The organism is Mycolicibacterium sichuanense (assembly GCF_033741125.1).
Classification (GTDB): Bacteria; Actinomycetota; Actinomycetes; order Mycobacteriales; family Mycobacteriaceae; genus Mycobacterium.
Map to the genome: position 1 here is coordinate 319,314 of NZ_JAWQPU010000005.1, position 16,129 is coordinate 335,442.

A 16,129-nucleotide genomic window follows, 5' to 3' on the forward strand; every position below is an offset into this window, starting at 1 on the left:
TCCGTCGTGGCTGATCTACCCGCGACGGCCGCACACCGGCCACGCGCCGATGCCCTGGCTCTTCAACACGTTGTTCGCCACGCGGATCTGCTCATCGCGGCTGGCCTGGTGCGGGCTTCCAGTACCACCATTGGCGCGCCACGTGCTCATCGTGAACTGCAGGCCACCGTAGTAACCGTTGCCCGTCGCCGTGCTCCAATTGCCGCCCGACTCGCAGGCTGCCACGGCATCCCAGTTCACACCGTCGTCCGCATTCGCGGTACCGGCACCCATCAGCATCGACGCCATCGGGGCCACGGCAAGCGCCCCGGCGATGGTAGCCAGACCAAACGCCTTGCGGATTTTCTTCAACTTCGATCCTTTCGCCAAGCGCGCGCCAAGGACACCCGCGACGAGGCGGGCGTAGATGCCTGCAAACAGGCAGAAGGGGTTGGGTCGAGCCGTCTCGGTCGGGCTCGACAGTGGGCGGCCAGACATGCCGCGCCGAGCATCACGCCCAGCGGCTGCCGCGACGCCGGAAGGTTCCTGGGCCGGCGGCTGCCCCACTCACACGCAGGTTCGTGGTTTTGAAATTATTGCTTCGGTTGGGAAGACACATGCAACGTACAAAGCCTGCCCAGGAAAGTCATATGCGCTGAAGTGCGTGTCGACTCCGGATAACGGAACGGTAACGACGCGTTCACTCGCCGTTCGTGCAGGTCATCCCCATATTCGGGAAGCATCGAGAAATTCCTTCTCGCTACACATTTCGTGAGCCATCTCACGCACGTATTGTGACGTGACACACCATCGAGGAACCTCATCCGTCCCATGCGTTACCGAGATGGTCTCTCCGACATCACGATTGGTCCTCCCGTGCGTTTCCGCGCCCGATTGGTTCGCTGCCCGCCGACCGACGGCACTCCATGAGATCGGACGAAGACCGTTGCCCCACAGCATGTTCGCCGATCTGCCAAGGACGACGATCATCGCCAGTGATCTTCGATGGCCGACCTCGAGCGCTGTGCGCCAACGTCTTTCGCTTCATCGCAGCGATCCATGGGTCCAGCACCATGGCGTGCGGACCGTAAGCCATCATCGGGCAGTCGAATCGAGCCGACCATTCGGGAATCGAGCCGGGCTCGAAATCGTCGACCGTGATGGGCCCCTGCAGCGAGATCAGTTGCGCAGCAGACTGATTCGAGATTCGAGCCGAATGCCATCGGCCGAATTCACGCAACACCGCAGCGCCCCGCCCGTTGGGGACGATCGGCATTCGCGCCGAAGGTGCGAATTGGAGGCCCGAAGCGTCCCAATTCGCAATTTGCTGACGATTCAGCTCAAATCGGAGGGGGCGTTGACGTTGGTCAGCGCACGCTGCTCGGGTGCCATCACGACCCGCTGGGCGTCGACGACGTCGATCAGGGCCCGCATGCTGCGCTCGCCGGCGGCGACCAGCGCTTCGACCCGGGGAGCGAGGTCGGTGCGGTACACCCCTGCCAGGTAGTGGTCGCGGCCGTCCCACGGAAGCACGACGTCGGCGCCAAGGCGGACCGACGGCCCGACGAGCTCGTCGATCAGCTCCACGGTCAGGTAGGGCATGTCGACGGCGGAGACGAAGGCCCGTTCTTGCCCGGCCTCGGCCGCCGCACGCAGGCCTCTGGCCGTCGCGAGCAACGGACCGACACCGCGGACGTCATCGCGCAGCACCTCGGCATCCAGGGCGGGCAATGGCTGTCCCGGGGCGGCCACCACGAAGACGGGGGCGCAACGAGCGGCCAGCGTGGCAACCGCTCGTTCGACCAAGGTGCGCCCGGAGAACTCCATCGTCGCCTTGTCGCGGCCCATCCGTCGGGACGCACCGCCAGCCAGCACGACACCCGCGAGCGGAGCTCGCAATTCAGCACCCGCGAGCGGAGCTCGCAATTCAGCACCCGCGAGCGGAGCTCGCGTGCTCACCGCTACCGAACTGGTTACGGCCTCGACGTCACTGGACGTTCCACGTGTCCTTGCCACGAAGCAAGGATTGCAGAGCGGCGGCGTCGTGGGGCTTGGTTTCCATGGCAGAGCTGACCTGATTGCGGGCCATCTCGTCGTAGGTCGGGCGGTTCACCTGACGGAAGATGCCCATCACGGTGTGCTCGAGGTTCTGTTCGGACAGCCGCGATAGGGCGAAGGCGTAGGCCGGGTCGTCGATGGTCGCGTCGTGCACCACGATCTCCTCGACCGCGACGTCGGCGGTCTTGGCGACCTCCAGGCCGAAGCCGGACTTCACCACGCAGTACTCGCCGTCGGCGCCGAAGGTGATCGGCTGACCGTGCGAGACGCTGATGAGCCGTTCCTCGGAGCCCTCCTTGCGAAGGGCATCGAATGAGCCGTCGTTGAAGATCGGGCAGTCCTGCATGATCTCGACGAGGGCAGCGCCGCGATGCGAGGCGGCGGCCCGCAGCACCTCGGTCAGGCCCTTCTTGTCCGAGTCGAGCGCGCGACCGACGAACGTGGCCTCGGCGCCCAGTGCCAGGGACACGGGGTTGAACGGGTAGTCCAGCGAGCCCATGGGCGAGGTCTTGGTGACCTTGCCGACTTCGGACGTCGGCGAGTACTGCCCCTTCGTCAAGCCGTAGATGCGGTTGTTGAACAGCAGGATCGTGATGTTGACGTTGCGACGCAACGCATGGATGAGGTGGTTGCCGCCGATGGACAGCGCGTCACCGTCGCCGGTGACGACCCACACCGACAGGTCGTCACGGGCCAGGGCGAGGCCGGTGGCGAAGGTCGGGGCGCGGCCGTGGATGGAGTGCAGACCGTAGGTCTCGAGGTAGTACGGGAACCGGCTCGAGCAGCCGATGCCGCTGACGAACACCATGTTCTCGCGCTTCAGCCCAAGCTCGGGCAGGAAGCTGCGGATGGTGTTCAGGATGACGTAGTCACCGCAACCGGGGCACCAGCGCACTTCCTGGTCGCTGGCGAAGTCCTTCGCCTTCTGCGGCTCGTCGGTGGTCGGGACGCCGCTGATCTTGGTGAGCGCGGGCGTCAGCCCCAAGTCGGTGCCGATCAAGTCAGTCATGCGTCTGCTCCTACGCCGGTCTCCACGGTGGCCGCCGCCAACCGGGCGAACTTGGCCTTGTCACTTTCCTTGTCGCGCAGCGTCCCGTCCAGGGCGGAGTCGATGATGCTCTCGACCTCCTCGGCGAGGAACGCCATGCCCTCCACCTTCGTCACCGATTGCACGTCGACGAGGAACTTGCCCCGCAACAGCAGGGCCAGCTGGCCAAGGTTCATCTCGGGCATGACGACGGACCCGTAGCTGCGCAGGACCTCGCCAAGGTTGGCGGGTAGCGGGTTGAGGTGGCGCAGCTGCGCGTGGGCCACCTTGATGCCCTTGCGGCGGGCGCGCCGGCATGCCTCACCGATCGGCCCGTAGGAGCTGCCCCAGCCCATCAGCAGCAGGTCGGCCTCGCCGCTGGGATCGTCCACGACCAGATCCGGAACGGTGATGCCGTCCACCTTGGCTTGCCGCAGCCGCACCATCAGGTCATGGTTCTTTGGCTCGTAGGAGATGTTGCCCGAGCCGTTGGCCGACTCGAGACCGCCGATGCGGTGTTCCAGACCAGGCGTGCCGGGGACCGCGAACTGGCGGGCCAGCGTCTCGGGGTCGCGGGCGTAGGGCTGGAAGGGCTCACCTTCCTTGGCGAAGGTGTGGTCGATGGCCGCGAAGGTCGTCACGTCCGGGATGCGCCACGGCTCGGACCCGTTGGCGATGGCTCCGTCGGACAGCAGGATCACCGGGGTGCGGTAGGTCAGCGCGATCCGGGCCGCGTCGACGGCGATCTCGAAGCAGTCCGACGGCGACTGGGGCGCCAGCACCGGCACCGGCGACTCGCCGTTGCGGCCGTAGAGCGCCTGCAGCAGGTCGGCCTGCTCGGTCTTGGTCGGCAGACCCGTCGAGGGGCCACCACGCTGGACGTCCACGACGAGCAGCGGCAGCTCTGCCATCACGCCTAGGCCGATGGCCTCGGACTTCAGCGCCACGCCGGGACCGGAGGTGCTGGTGACACCCAGTGCGCCGCCGTACGAGGCACCCAACGCCGCGCCGATGCCGGCGATCTCGTCCTCGGCTTGGAAGGTCAGCACGTTGAAGTTCTTGTGCTTGGACAGTTCGTGCAGGATGTCCGACGCGGGGGTGATCGGGTAGCTGCCAAGCATCACCTGGGTGTTGGCCAGCTGGCCGGCCACCACGATGCCGTAGGCCAGCGCGGTGTTGCCGGAGACCTGGCGGTACTCGCCGGACTTCAACTTCGCCGGGGACACCTCGTAGGTGGTCCCGAAGGCCTCGGTGGTCTCGCCGTAGTTCCAGCCCGCCTTGAGCGCGAGGACGTTGGCCTCGGCGATCTCGGGCTTGCGGGAGAACTTCTCCCGAATGAACGTCTCGCTGTGCTCGAGTTCGCGGCTGTACATCCACGACAGCAGACCGAGCGCGAACATGTTCTTCGCGCGCGAGCCGTCCTTCTTCGATGCGCCGATGGATTCGACGGCGCCCAGCGTCAGCGTCGTCATCGGCACGGCCTGCACGACGTAGTCCGACAGTTCGTCGGTCTCCAGCGGGTTGGCCTCGTAGCCGACCTTGGCCAGGTTGCGCTTGGTGAACTCGTCGGAGTTGGCGATGACCAGGCCGCCGCGCGGGAGGTCACCGACGTTGGCCTTGAGCGCGGCCGGGTTCATCGCGACCAGCACGTCGGGGCGGTCACCGGCGGTGAGGATGTCGAAGTCCGCGATCTGGATCTGGAACGACGACACACCGGGCAGCGTGCCCTGTGGTGCGCGGATCTCGGCGGGGTAGTTCGGTTGGGTGGCAAGGTCGTTGCCGAACAGCGCCGCCTCGGTGGTGAACCGGTCTCCGGTCAACTGCATGCCGTCGCCGGAGTCGCCGGCGAACCGGATGACGACCTTCTCGAGCTTCTGCCGAGGGGACGAGTTCGTACCGGCTTCGCTGCCGCTCAAAGTCACGACCCCCTGCCTTTCACACTTGGTGAAGTGACGTCGTTCCCGTGTCGCAATGAGGGCGCTGAAGCGTCCGCGCCGCCGGGTCGACGACCACCCCGTTCTTATCTGTCACTGGGAGTACCGATTATTGCACTTCTCTTAGGGTGGGCTTTACCGGACCGCCTCGTGTCGCGGACGTTACGCATGCCGAAAGCGGCTGTTCAACGGCGCGGAGCCGGACGCCATGGCACCAGTTTGTGGTCTTGGTCACGTCGACCGCGTCGAAATTCCTAAGAACGGGGCTACTCACCGGTAGCCGACCAGCGAACCGAGCCGACCGGACTTGACACCTGTCGAGTCGCGGGCCGTACGACCTGCGGCTACACCCGATCCGAGGACGGGACCGGTAGTCGCTTCTCCAACTCGCGGGCCACCAGTTCGCTTGCCCGCTCGGCGGCGGCGACCGGGTCCGCACCCGCGGCCCGGTTGGCGACGTAGCACGCGGTGAACATGTCGCCCGCCCCCGTCGCCTGCACACCCGTGACCCGCCACGCGGCGGGTACGCGGACGACGTCGCCCTCGGTGTAGATGTCGCATCCCTCCGAACCCAGGGTCACCAGGATCTCGGGCACGCCCAGCCGTTCGGCGGTCTTGGCGCCGAACCGGCCGTCGGCCACGATCACGGCTTCGTCCTCGGCGAGCTTCAGGACGCTGATGTCGCGGAGCAGACCCTGCGGGTAGTGGCGGTCCACGGCCAGCGGACCCACCCGGTCCGCTCGGACCAGACCCTGGCCGTCGTAGGCCACCCGGTGGCCGCGCTCGGCCAGCAGCGCCAGCGTCTCCTCGGGGAAGTCGGCCCGTAGCAGCGGCGCCAGGTGCACCCAGGTGGTCTCGGGGTTGGCGGCCTCGATCTCGGCGGCACCCCAGACGGGCCCCAGCGCGGTGACCGACATCTCCCGATGGTCGACGTCGACGTAGTCGAGCTGAAAGCCTGCGGTGCGCTCGGAGTCGATGATGCGCACCAGCGAACCGAACCGGTCGAGCACGGCGGCGAAGAGTTGGTGATCCTCACGGGCGCCCATCGCGACGATCTGGCCGGTTCCGCCGGCATACTCCAGCGCCACGCCGGCGAAGGACGCACATCCGCCCGGGCTGGGCGCGGCACCGTCGATGACGTCTATTGCGAGGTTGCCGAGGACGGTCACACCGTTGATGAGCTGTGGCCGCACCGATCGAATCTCCTGATCTAAGTCGGCGCGCCGGAGTCGCCGTGAGGGAAAAGGGTATCTGGCGACACTGAGAATCGACGACCCCAAACTCAGTTGGGCAGGTTGAAGGGGGTGATCACCTGGATTGGCGTGGGGCGCGCGGGCTCGCCGGGCAGGGCCCCGTGGCGGTGCAGGATCTGCCGCATCGCCAGCCGGGCGTCCGCCCGCAGGTCGTTGTGCAGGACCACCGAGATCCTGCCGTCACGCAGCAGTCGACGGTTGTCGGCATCCAGATCGTGGGCGACGAATACCCGGCAGGGCCGCCCCAGCCGCTCGAAGGCGGCCACGGTCGCGGTGTTGCCGCCACCGACCGAGTAAACCGCCTCCACCGAGGGGTGGCGCTGCAGCGCCTCGAGGACCAGCAACTCGTTGGTCTCGTCGATGCCGTCGCTGTCGCTGACCTCGACGACCTCGTGTCCCGATCCCCGTAGCGCCGACCGGAAGCCGACCTCGCGCTCCCCCTCGCCGCGAAACACCGCGCCGCTCAAGGTGATCAGCACACCGGCCGGCGGTGTCCCGCTTCGCCCCGGCCCCCCGAGCCACTGCCTCATCAGGTACGCCGCCGTCATCCCGGCCCCGTGGTTGTCGATGCCGACGTACGCGCACCGCCCGCTGGTCGGGACGTCGGTCGTGTAGGTCACGACGGGGACGCCCGCGGAGACGAGGCGGTCGACGGCCTCGGCGACCTCCGGTGCGTCCTGCGCCTTGAGCACGACGCCGTGGCTGCCCCGGATCTTGGCAAGCTCGTCGGCCATCTGCGCCGGCGATCCCGACTCCCACAGGTGGAACCGGGCGCGCAGCAGCGCCGGCGCGAAGGCGGGCAGCTCCGCCTCCACGGCCGCGCGAAACGCGTCGGAGAACCGCCGCGGGGTCTGCATCACCACGTCGAGCAGGAAGCGGCGGCCGTTGAGGCGCAGTTGGGCACGCTGCTTGTCGAGGTCCGCGATCGCCTGCGCCACCTCGGCGCGGGTGTTCTCCCGGACCCCGGGTCGCTCGTTGAGCACGCGGTCGACGGTGGCCTCACTCAGCCCCGACTGCTGGGCGATCTCGCGAACCTTGTAGCGATGGGCCATCCGCCTTCTTCCCTTCGCGTTTCGTTCCGCCGCAGTCTTACTCGGCGGAACCAAGTGTGGAGCAATCACTCAGCGACTGATGGGTTTTTGATGGTTTTCTGGTGTTGATTGCGGTCCAGGTCACAGTGAGACTAGCTGTCATGGCTTCCCCACTCACCACGTCGCACCGCGTGTGGATCGAGGCGCCCGACTGCGAGCTCGACGACTTCCGGGCCGTCGTGTCGGTGGCCACCGACCAGGCGGACTATCCCCTCGCCAGTGACGTCCGCCTGGGCGCCCTGGTCTATTCCGCCGCGGCGATGGCCGCCGCGGACCGCCGAGAACTGCAAACCGAGCTGATCCGCGCCCTCGCCGACGGACCGGGTGTCGTCGTCTTCGAGGGCGCATTCGACGACGCCGTCGTCGACCGGACCAGCGATGCGTTCGCGGCCCTCATCGCCGAGCAGCGCGCGGCGGGCGGGGCCGCCGGCGATCACTTCGGCAAGGCCGGCGTCAACGACCGCCTCTGGAATGCCGCCCAAAAACTGGCGCTGCACTCTCCCGAGGTGTTCGCCGAGTACTACGCCAACGACGCGCTGGCGGTGGTCTGCGAAGCGTGGCTGGGCCCCCGGTACCAGGTCACCTCACAGGTGAACGTCGTCAATCCCGGTGGCGGCGCCCAAGTTCCGCACCGGGACTACCACCTCGGCTTCGTCGACGTCGACCAGCTGGCCGCCTACCCCGCGCACCTGCACCGCATGTCGGCAGCGCTCACGCTGCAGGGCGCCGTCGCGCATTGCGACATGCCGCTGGAGAGCGGGCCGACGATGCTGCTGCCGCACTCGCAGAAGTTCGTCGGCGGGTACGTCGCGTTCCATCGGCAGGAGTTCATCGACTACTTCGCCGAGCACATGGTCCAGCTGCCGCTGCGCAAGGGCGACGCGGTGTTCTTCAATCCCGCGCTGTACCACGGCGCCGGAGCCAACACCTCGAGCGACATCCGCCGGATGGCCAATCTGCTGCAAATCTCGTCACCATTCGGCCGCGCGATGGAATCCCTCGATCGCGCCGCGATGGTGCGCGCCGTCTACCCCGCGCTGCGGCAGATGAAGGCCGCCGGCCGCTCCGAGCGCGAACTCCGCAACGCGGTGAACGCGACCGCCGAGGGCTACGCGTTCCCCACCAACCTCGACCGGGACCAGCCGATCGGCAGTCTGGCCCCGCTCAGCCAGGTCGACACCGTCCTGGCCGCCCTCGCCGACGACCTCACCCCAGAGGCCCTCGACACCGCACTCACGCAGCACACGACCAGGAGGATCCCATGACCACCCTCGGCGTAATCGGATTGGGCCGCATCGGCGCCTTCCACACCGAAACCCTCAGCGGGCTAGACGGTTTGGACGGACTGGTGATCACCGACGAACGCACCGACGTAGCGCAGGCGGTGGCGGCCAAGCACGGCATCAAGGCGGTCGAGTCCGTCTCCGAGCTGCTGTCCTCCGGCATCGATGGCGTCGTGGTGTCCGCGGCGACGCCCGCGCACGCCGAGCTCGTCCTGGCCGCGGTCGAACGCGGCATCCCCACGTTCTGCGAGAAGCCGATCGCCTCGACCGCCGCCGAGAGCGCCCGGGTCGCCGAGGCGATTCTGACTTCGGGCGTCCCCGTCCAGGTCGGCTACCAGCGTCGGTACGACGCCGCCTTCGCGGCGGCCAAGCGCGCCGTCGACGACGGTTCGCTGGGCACCATTCACACGGTGCGCAGCACCACGATGGACCCCGCTCCCCCGCCGATGGACTACATCAAGGGTTCCGGCGGGATCTTCCGCGACTGCGCCGTGCACGACTTCGACATCATCAACTGGATCACCGGGCAACGTGCGGTCGAGGTGTATGCGACCGGCACCGTCCAGGGTGACCCGCTGTTCGCAGAGTACGGCGACGTGGACACCGCCGCGGTGATCGTGAAGTTCGATGGCGGAGCCCTCGGCGTGGTGTCCAATGCCCGCTACAACGCGCGCGGTTACGACTGCCGGCTGGAGATCCACGGCTTCGACGACAGCGTGGCCGCCGGTTGGGACCAGGGTGTCCCGGTGCGAAACACCGACCCCAACGCCGACTTTCCGCAGGGACCCGCGCACCACTTCTTCATGGACCGCTTCACCGCGGCATTCCGGACCGAGCTGGCCGCGTTCGTCGAAGTCGCCAAGGGAGGACCCGTTCAAGGCGCGACGGTCGCCGACGCAGTCGAGGTCGCCTGGCTGGCCGAGGCCGCCACCGAGTCCCTGCGCCGCGGGGCGCCGGTCACGATCGCGGAGGTGCGGAACGCATGAGCACTCGCCAGATCAGTGACCGGGGAATCAAGATCGCCGGAGCACCCATCTCCTGGGGCGTGTGCGAGGTGCCCGGCTGGGGCTACCAATTGGAGCCCGATCGGGTACTTTCCGAGATGCGCGGGGCCGGGCTGACCGCCACCGAGCTGGGGCCCGAGGGCTTCCTCCCGACGGACACCGACGAGCTGAAAACGGTGCTGCGCGAAAAGGATCTGGCCTGCGTCGGCGGCTTCGTCCCCGTCGTGCTGCACCGCGCGGATCACGATCCGGCCGATGACCTCGCCGGCCCGCTCGAGTCGTTGGTCGCCGCGGGCGCCGGCGTGGTGGTGCTGGCCGCAACGACGGGGGCTGACGGCTATGACTCCCGGCCGGTACTGGACGATTCGCAGTGGTCGACGCTACTGGCCAACCTGGACCGGCTGGCGGGCATCGTCACCGACCGCGGTCTGCTCGCCGTGCTGCATCCGCACGTCGGGACGCTGGTAGAGACGCACTCCGACGTCGACCGCGTCCTGGCGGGGTCGACGATCCCGCTCTGCCTGGACACCGGTCACCTGATGATCGGCGGCACCGACCCGCTAGAACTGGCCAAGGCCGTGCCCACGCGCATCGCCCACGCCCACCTCAAGGACGTCGACGCCGCGCTGGCGGCCAGGGTCCGCACCGGCGAGCTGACCTACACCGACGCGGTGAAGGCGGGAATGTACACCCCGCTCGGCACCGGTGACGTCGACATCGCCGGAATCGTCTCGGTGTTGCGGGACAACGGGTTCGACGGCTGGTTCGTGCTCGAGCAGGACACCATCCTCGACGGTGAACCTGCCGGCGAAGGTCCGGTGCGCGACGTGAAGACGAGCGTCGACCACCTGCTGCGGGTCACGTCGTGACGTTGCGCATCGGCGTCCTCGGCGCCTCGCGCATCGCCGAGCAGGCGATCGTCGGCCCGGCGGCCGAACTCGGTCACCGGCTCGTCGCGGTCGCGGCGCGCGACCCTGCACGCGCGGAGGCCTTCGCCGAGAAGTACGGCGTCGAACGGGTGGTGGACGACTATCAGGCGGTGATCGACGACGCCGAGGTGGACGTCGTCTACAACCCGCTGGCCAACGCGCTGCACGCACCGTGGAATCTCACGGCGATCGCGGCCGGCAAGCCGGTGCTCAGCGAGAAGCCGTTCGCCCGCAACGCCGACGAGGCTCGACGCGTCGCCGAGGCCGCCACCGCGGCGGGCGTGTCCGTGCTGGAGGGTTTCCACTACTTCTTCCATCCCGTCACCCAACGGGCGTTCGCGTTGGCCGGTGACGGCACCCTCGGCACCATCACCCACGTGGAGGTGCGGATGGCGATGCCACCGCCGGCGGACGACGATCCCCGCTGGTCGCTGGAGATGGCCGGTGGAGCGCTGATGGATCTGGGCTGTTACGGCCTGCACGTGATGCGTTCCCTGGGCCGTCCGTCGGTGCCGGGTGTCGGCGGACCGCCGTCGATCCTCGGCGCCCGTGCCGAGCAGCGGGCCCCTGGCGTGGACGCCTGGTGCGACGTGGAGCTCGGCTTCCCCGGGGGTGCCACCGGACTGGCCACGCATTCGATGGTGGCCGAGGACTATTCGTTCGTCATCCGCATCGTCGGGACCACGGGCGAGGTGCTGGTGCATGACTTCATCAAGCCCAACACCGACGATCGTCTGACACTCACCACCGCCGCGGGCACGACCGTCGAACGGCTGGGGACCAGACCGTCCTACACCCATCAGCTGGCGGCGTTCGCCGCCCACGTCGAGCGGGGCGTGCCGCTACCGTTCGGCACCGCCGACGCGGTGGCGAACATGGCGTTCGTGGACGACGCGTACCGCGCCGCGGGCATGCGGCCGCGGTGAGCTACGGGCGCTTGCCGCCGCGCCGGGTCCGCGGACGGGTCGCGGCGCGCTCGTGCCAGCGCAACCGCAGCAGCAGTACCTGGCGATGGGCACGGAAGGACAGGCTCAACGGGTCACGCCAGGCCGACGTGCGCGCCGCTCGTTCGTGATCGATGTCCACGGGTCGATTGTGCCGGGTGCGGGCGACGTATGCGTGGTGGCACGCGTCACGCGCCGGCGTCGGACGGATTAACAATCGCCCAACCCTACTGTGGGTGACGGCTCTGCTCGGCTCGAATCTCTAGTACTCAGGAGCGCTCGATGATGATTCCCCGCCACCTGGACGCGGTGCCCGCGTGAGTGCCTTCCAATTGGCCGTCAGCGCCGAGATGGTGTTCACCGACCTCCCGATCGTCGAGCGGGTCCGGCGCATCCACGACCTCGGCTTCGCCGCGGAAATCTGGAGCTGGCACGACAAGGACCTGGCCGCCCTGGCCGCGACCGGAGCGACGTTCACGTCGATGACCGGATATCTGCACGGTGACCTGATCGACCCGCAGACGGCGGACGAGGTGGTCCGCACCGCGGAACTGAGCATCGCCGCCGCGCAGACCCTCGGCGTCACGCGGCTGAACCTGCACACCGCCGAACTCGTCGACGGACTGCCGGCACGGCCACGCCTGCGGGCCGGCGGTGCGATGTGGACCACCGCCCTGCGGACGCTGGAGCGGCTTGGCGAACTGGGTGCCGCGGCCGGTGTGACGTTCTGCGTCGAGAACCTCAACACCATCGTCGATCATCCGGGCGTGCCGCTGGCGCGCGCCAAGGACGTCCTCGCCCTGATCGAGGGTGTCGGGCATCCGCACGTGAGGATGATGCTCGACCTGTATCACGCGCAGATCGGCCAGGGGAACCTGATCGAGCTGGTCCGCCGCTGCGGACCCGCCATCGGCGAGATCCAGGTCGCCGACGTCCCGGGCCGGTGTCAGCCCGGGACGGGCGAGATCTACTTCCCGGCGGTGGCAAAGGCCTTGCGCGACATGGACTACCGCGGCACCGTCGGACTCGAGGGCTATGCCGCCGGTGACGACGTCGACGCGCTCGAGGCGTTCCGCGCCGCCTTCAGCGGCTAGGAGCCGAACCGGTCCGCGAGACGCTGCAGGGTCGCGGTGATGCCCTCGGCGTTCTTCTTCTCGTAGCCGAACGCGGTGATCATGAACGGCAACTTGGCGGTGCTGTAGTCGAACGTCTCGGTGACCTCCGTGACGGTGTCGTCACCCGGCGTCGCCTGCACCAGTTCCCACCGCCACTTGTGACCGAGCGGATGCTGCCACTCGATGACCTTGCCGTCCTGCCGCTCGGTGACCGTCGACGTGATCTTGTAGGGCAGCCCGAACTGCTTCATGCCGACGGTGAACTCGTCACCGACACCGGGCTGGTGGGGTCCCTTGACGTCGATGTCGCGGACGGTGCCGGAGCCGTCGAGCTCGGGATGGCGGTGCGGGTCGGCGACGATCGCGAAGATCTCCGCCGCGGGCGCCTTGACCAGAACCCGCCTGGCTACTCGCTGCGGGCCGGCGTCGACCTTGGACACGGTTGAAGTCGTCATGTCCCGAGGCATACCCGCCCCTGCACCGGCGAACACGTGCCCGGCTACTTGCGGGCGAGCTCGTGGCTCAGTGCCTCCAACTCGTCACCACCGGCCATCTGCTGGGTGAGGTGCTCGAGGCTGATCTCGTCGTAGCCGCAGTCGAGTTTCTGCCGTCCCCGGTTGAGCAGCACGAAGTGGTCCCCCACCATGTGGGCGTGGTGCGGGTTGTGGGTGATGAAGATGACCCCGAAACCCTGATCCCTGGCGGCGGTGATGTAGCGCAGCACCATGCCCGACTGCTTGACGCCCAGCGCGGCCGTCGGCTCGTCGAGGATGAGGACGCGCGCTCCGAAGAACACCGCCCTCGCGATCGCCACGCACTGGCGCTGACCGCCGGACAACGAGCCGATCGGCGCGTCCACGTCGGGCAGGTCGATGCCCATCTTGTGCAGTTCGGAGATCGTGGTGGCCCGCATTGCGTTGATGTCGAGCGACCGGAGGAAGCCCTTCTTGCGCAGCTCCTGGCCGAGGAAGAAGTTGCGCCACACCGGCATCAGCGAGACCACCGCGAGATCCTGGTAGACCGTCGAGATACCGTTGGCCAGAGCGTCCTTCGGCGATTCGAACTCCATCGGCCGGCCGTCGACGAGCAGCTCACCCTCGGTCGGCTTGTGCAACCCGGCGATGATCTTGATCAGTGTCGACTTGCCGGCGCCGTTGTCGCCGAGCACGCCGGTCACCTGTCCGGCGCCAACGCGCAGGTTGATGTCCTTGAGCGCGATGATGTTTCCGTAACTCTTGCCGACGCCCTTTAGTTCGACGAGCGGCACGTCACCACCCGAGGGAGACTCCGAGAGCGGCACTTCAGCAGTTGTGGTCATGTACTCACCTTTTCGCGGCGTAGTTGCGGAAGACGTTGTTGGCGATCACGGCGAACAGCAGCATCGCGCCGAGGAAGAACTTGAACCAGTCCGGGTTCCAGCCCGCGTATACGATGCCCTGGTTGGTCATGCCGAAGATGAACGCGCCGATGAGCGTGCCGATCGCCGTGCCATATCCACCCGTGAGCAAGCACCCGCCGATGACCGCGGCGATGATGTAGAAGAACTCGTTACCGATGCCCTGCCCGGATTGAATCGTGTTGAACGAGAACAGCAAATGCATGCCGACGAACCAGGCGCAGAAGCCGACCGTCATGAACAGGCCGATCTTCACCTTGGTGACCGGAACGCCGACCGCGCGAGCGCTGTCCTGGTTGCCGCCGACCGCGAAGATCCAGTTGCCGATCCGGGTCTTGAACAGAACGTAGGTGGCGATCGCGGTGAAAAGGATCCACCACAGCACGGTGATGCGCACCGAGACCGGACCGAGCTGGATCGAGGAGGCGAAGACCACCTTGCCGGAATCGAAGCCCGACATGTCCGACACGCTTGGCGTGGCCACCTGGCCGGCCACCAGCTTGGTCACGGCCAGGTTGACGCCGGTGAGCATGAAGAAGGTACTCAGGGTGATCAGGAAGGACGGGATCTTGGTCCGCATCACCATGTACCCGTTGAAGAACCCGACGGCCAGCGCGACGATCAGCGAGATGGCCGCACCGAGCCATAGGTTCAGATGCAGGTTGTACGAGATCATCGAGGCGGCAAGCGAACTCGTGGTGACCGCGACGCCCGAGGAGAGGTCGAACTCGCCGCCGACCATCAGCAGACCGACGCCGACCGCCATGATGCCGATCGTCGAGCTGGCGTACAACACGGTGGCCAGCGACTCCGGTGAGCGGAACGGGGGCGCCACCGCCAAGAAGAAGATGAAGATGCCGACGGCGCCAACACCCGCCCCCATCTCGGGTCGAATGAGGATGCGCTGCAGCCGGTTCTGCTCCTTGACGCGTTCATCGCGTACGACCTGGTGCGTCCCGAGGTCGAGATCTGCCTGTGTAGTCATGATGCCTCTCTGTCGCCCGGAGGGGTTAACGTGTGCCGGCCTTGGCGAGCGCCGCCACCGCGTCGATGTTCGACTTGTCGATGAACGACGGCCCGGTCAGCGTCGGGGCGCCGCCGCCGATCAGGTTCTTGTTGTTGATGTAGAGCCACAGCGCATCGATGGCGAGGTACCCCTGCAGGTACGGCTGCTGGTCGACGGCCCACTGAACCTGACCGTTCTTGATCGCGTCGACCAGGGCGGCATTGGTGTCGAAGGTGACGATCTTGGCGTTGCTGCCTGCGTTGCCCGCCGACTGAACGGCGGTCAGGGCGATGGGCGCGCCGAGCGCGACGATGTGGTCGACGGTGGGATCCTGCTGCAGCTTTGCAGTGATCGTGGACTCCACCGAGGGCATGTCCTTGCTGTTGACGTTGAGGATCTCGGTGCTGCCCTTGAAACCCTGCGTCACGCCGGCGCAACGGGATTCGAGGGCGACCTGGCCCTGCTCCTGGATCACGCAGATGATCTTCTTGGCGCCGTCGGCGTTGAGCTTCTCACCCGCGGCGATGCCGGCCAGCTTCTCGTCCTGGCCGAAGTACTCCTGCACGCCCATCTGCTTGAAGTTGTCGAAGCCGGAGTTGAACGCGGTGACGGGGATGCCGGCAGCCAGGGCGGCCTTGACCGCGGGCGCCATCGCGTCGGGCTTGGCGAGCGTGACGGCGATGCCGTCGACCTTGCTGTCCAGGGCGCTCTGCACCAGGTTGGCCTGCGCCGGCGCCTCGGGATCCGAGGAATAGCGCAGCTCGATGTTGTCCTTGTCGGCGGCAGCCTGGGCGCCCTTGCGGATCAGATCCCAGAACGAGTCGCCCGGCACCTCGTGGGTGATCATCGCGACGACGGCGCGCGGGGTGTTGACGCCACCACCGGTGCCGCCACCGCCGCCGGACTCGGCGGGCTTGCCACCGGTGCTCGAACACGACACTAGCCCCAGGGCAATGACCCCGGCTCCCGCGGCGGCTGCCAGCCGATTGAACTTCATCGTCTCTCCTCGTCTGCGAGTGCCGTACGCCACGGCGCTTGAGACGATGTAATACGGGTCACAGCCGAAAGTCAATACTTTGTTCGGACATTAGGACTGCACGTCATATGCCA

The 16,129-nt window shown here is 67.4% G+C and carries 17 protein-coding genes; 5 read left to right on the forward strand and 12 right to left on the reverse strand.

What is annotated here, in order from left to right; all coding sequences use genetic code 11:
• Positions 1–15: 15 nt before the first annotated feature.
• The 7 genes from SBI80_RS17450 to SBI80_RS17480 all read right to left on the reverse strand — a co-directional run bounded on the left by SBI80_RS17450 (position 16) and on the right by SBI80_RS17480 (position 7,303).
• The gene (locus SBI80_RS17450) at positions 16–351 is read right to left on the reverse strand and encodes a transglycosylase family protein (RefSeq protein WP_318976060.1); all 336 of its coding nucleotides are present in this window, start codon (positions 349–351) and stop codon (positions 16–18) included.
• Between the two features lie 487 nt (positions 352–838).
• Positions 839–1,255, reverse strand: a complete 417-nt coding sequence (locus SBI80_RS17455; protein ID WP_318976061.1) for a hypothetical protein — start codon at positions 1,253–1,255, stop codon at positions 839–841.
• A gap of 59 nt (positions 1,256–1,314) precedes the next feature.
• Positions 1,315–1,878 (reverse strand): molybdenum cofactor guanylyltransferase, encoded by a 564-nt coding sequence (gene mobA, locus SBI80_RS17460; protein WP_318976062.1) that lies wholly within the window; start codon positions 1,876–1,878, stop codon positions 1,315–1,317.
• Between the two features lie 88 nt (positions 1,879–1,966).
• Positions 1,967–3,046, reverse strand: coding sequence for a 2-oxoacid:ferredoxin oxidoreductase subunit beta (locus tag SBI80_RS17465; RefSeq protein WP_318976063.1), 1,080 nt, complete (start codon positions 3,044–3,046; stop codon positions 1,967–1,969).
• Positions 3,043–4,986 carry a 2-oxoacid:acceptor oxidoreductase subunit alpha gene (locus SBI80_RS17470; protein WP_318976064.1) on the reverse strand — a complete coding sequence of 648 codons (1,944 nt, stop codon included), beginning with the start codon at positions 4,984–4,986 and terminating at the stop codon, positions 3,043–3,045. The genes SBI80_RS17465 and SBI80_RS17470 overlap by 4 nt, the downstream gene beginning before the upstream one ends.
• A gap of 356 nt (positions 4,987–5,342) precedes the next feature.
• Positions 5,343–6,167 carry a PfkB family carbohydrate kinase gene (locus SBI80_RS17475; RefSeq protein WP_318976245.1) on the reverse strand — a complete coding sequence of 275 codons (825 nt, stop codon included), beginning with the start codon at positions 6,165–6,167 and terminating at the stop codon, positions 5,343–5,345.
• A gap of 113 nt (positions 6,168–6,280) precedes the next feature.
• Positions 6,281–7,303, reverse strand: a complete 1,023-nt coding sequence (locus SBI80_RS17480) for a LacI family DNA-binding transcriptional regulator (RefSeq protein WP_318976065.1) — start codon at positions 7,301–7,303, stop codon at positions 6,281–6,283.
• 140 nt (positions 7,304–7,443) lie between these two features.
• Here SBI80_RS17480 and SBI80_RS17485 point away from each other — a divergent pair, with 140 nt between their 5' ends.
• From SBI80_RS17485 to SBI80_RS17500, 4 genes are read left to right on the forward strand one after another with little or no spacing between them, the layout of a single operon-like run.
• Positions 7,444–8,607: a phytanoyl-CoA dioxygenase family protein gene (locus SBI80_RS17485; RefSeq protein WP_318976066.1), complete on the forward strand. Its 1,164-nt coding sequence runs from the start codon at positions 7,444–7,446 to the stop codon at positions 8,605–8,607.
• Positions 8,604–9,611, forward strand: a complete 1,008-nt coding sequence (locus tag SBI80_RS17490) for a Gfo/Idh/MocA family protein (RefSeq protein WP_318976067.1) — start codon at positions 8,604–8,606, stop codon at positions 9,609–9,611. Before SBI80_RS17485 ends, SBI80_RS17490 begins: the two co-directional genes overlap by 4 nt.
• The gene (locus SBI80_RS17495; RefSeq protein WP_318976068.1) at positions 9,608–10,498 is read left to right on the forward strand and encodes a sugar phosphate isomerase/epimerase family protein; all 891 of its coding nucleotides are present in this window, start codon (positions 9,608–9,610) and stop codon (positions 10,496–10,498) included. The genes SBI80_RS17490 and SBI80_RS17495 overlap by 4 nt, the downstream gene beginning before the upstream one ends.
• Positions 10,495–11,484: a Gfo/Idh/MocA family protein gene (locus SBI80_RS17500; RefSeq protein WP_318976069.1), complete on the forward strand. Its 990-nt coding sequence runs from the start codon at positions 10,495–10,497 to the stop codon at positions 11,482–11,484. The genes SBI80_RS17495 and SBI80_RS17500 overlap by 4 nt, the downstream gene beginning before the upstream one ends.
• A 1-nt stretch (position 11,485) precedes the next feature.
• Here SBI80_RS17500 and SBI80_RS17505 read toward each other — a convergent pair whose 3' ends face one another.
• Positions 11,486–11,644, reverse strand: coding sequence for a hypothetical protein (locus SBI80_RS17505; protein ID WP_318976070.1), 159 nt, complete (start codon positions 11,642–11,644; stop codon positions 11,486–11,488).
• A gap of 175 nt (positions 11,645–11,819) precedes the next feature.
• Here SBI80_RS17505 and SBI80_RS17510 point away from each other — a divergent pair, with 175 nt between their 5' ends.
• Entirely contained in the window at positions 11,820–12,596 is a 777-nt protein-coding gene (locus SBI80_RS17510) for a TIM barrel protein (RefSeq protein ID WP_318976071.1), read from the forward strand.
• Here SBI80_RS17510 and SBI80_RS17515 read toward each other — a convergent pair.
• From SBI80_RS17515 to SBI80_RS17530, 4 genes are read right to left on the reverse strand one after another with little or no spacing between them, the layout of a single operon-like run.
• Positions 12,593–13,072, reverse strand: coding sequence for an SRPBCC family protein (locus tag SBI80_RS17515; RefSeq protein WP_318976072.1), 480 nt, complete (start codon positions 13,070–13,072; stop codon positions 12,593–12,595). The two genes, SBI80_RS17510 and SBI80_RS17515, sit on opposite strands and share 4 nt — an antisense overlap.
• A 44-nt stretch (positions 13,073–13,116) precedes the next feature.
• Entirely contained in the window at positions 13,117–13,935 is an 819-nt protein-coding gene (locus SBI80_RS17520) for an ATP-binding cassette domain-containing protein (RefSeq protein ID WP_318976073.1), read from the reverse strand.
• Positions 13,936–13,939: 4 nt separating this feature from the next.
• Entirely contained in the window at positions 13,940–14,998 is a 1,059-nt protein-coding gene (locus tag SBI80_RS17525; RefSeq protein ID WP_318976074.1) for an ABC transporter permease, read from the reverse strand.
• Positions 14,999–15,023: 25 nt separating this feature from the next.
• Positions 15,024–16,016 carry a substrate-binding domain-containing protein gene (locus tag SBI80_RS17530; RefSeq protein ID WP_318976075.1) on the reverse strand — a complete coding sequence of 331 codons (993 nt, stop codon included), beginning with the start codon at positions 16,014–16,016 and terminating at the stop codon, positions 15,024–15,026.
• Positions 16,017–16,129: the final 113 nt, after the last annotated feature.

What these genes read in the sequence shown, in the direction of transcription:
- SBI80_RS17455 (WP_318976061.1), bottom strand. Translation starts at nt 1,255, where the DNA reads ATGCCGATCGTCCCCAACGGGCGGGGCGCTGCGGTGTTGCGTGAATTC.
- SBI80_RS17465 (WP_318976063.1), bottom strand. Translation starts at nt 3,046, where the DNA reads ATGACTGACTTGATCGGCACCGACTTGGGGCTGACGCCCGCGCTCACC.
- SBI80_RS17480 (WP_318976065.1), bottom strand. Translation starts at nt 7,303, where the DNA reads ATGGCCCATCGCTACAAGGTTCGCGAGATCGCCCAGCAGTCGGGGCTG.
- SBI80_RS17485 (WP_318976066.1), top strand. Translation starts at nt 7,444, where the DNA reads ATGGCTTCCCCACTCACCACGTCGCACCGCGTGTGGATCGAGGCGCCC.
- SBI80_RS17490 (WP_318976067.1), top strand. Translation starts at nt 8,604, where the DNA reads ATGACCACCCTCGGCGTAATCGGATTGGGCCGCATCGGCGCCTTCCAC.
- SBI80_RS17495 (WP_318976068.1), top strand. Translation starts at nt 9,608, where the DNA reads ATGAGCACTCGCCAGATCAGTGACCGGGGAATCAAGATCGCCGGAGCA.
- SBI80_RS17515 (WP_318976072.1), bottom strand. Translation starts at nt 13,072, where the DNA reads ATGACGACTTCAACCGTGTCCAAGGTCGACGCCGGCCCGCAGCGAGTA.
- SBI80_RS17520 (WP_318976073.1), bottom strand. Translation starts at nt 13,935, where the DNA reads ATGACCACAACTGCTGAAGTGCCGCTCTCGGAGTCTCCCTCGGGTGGT.
- SBI80_RS17525 (WP_318976074.1), bottom strand. Translation starts at nt 14,998, where the DNA reads ATGACTACACAGGCAGATCTCGACCTCGGGACGCACCAGGTCGTACGC.
- SBI80_RS17530 (WP_318976075.1), bottom strand. Translation starts at nt 16,016, where the DNA reads ATGAAGTTCAATCGGCTGGCAGCCGCCGCGGGAGCCGGGGTCATTGCC.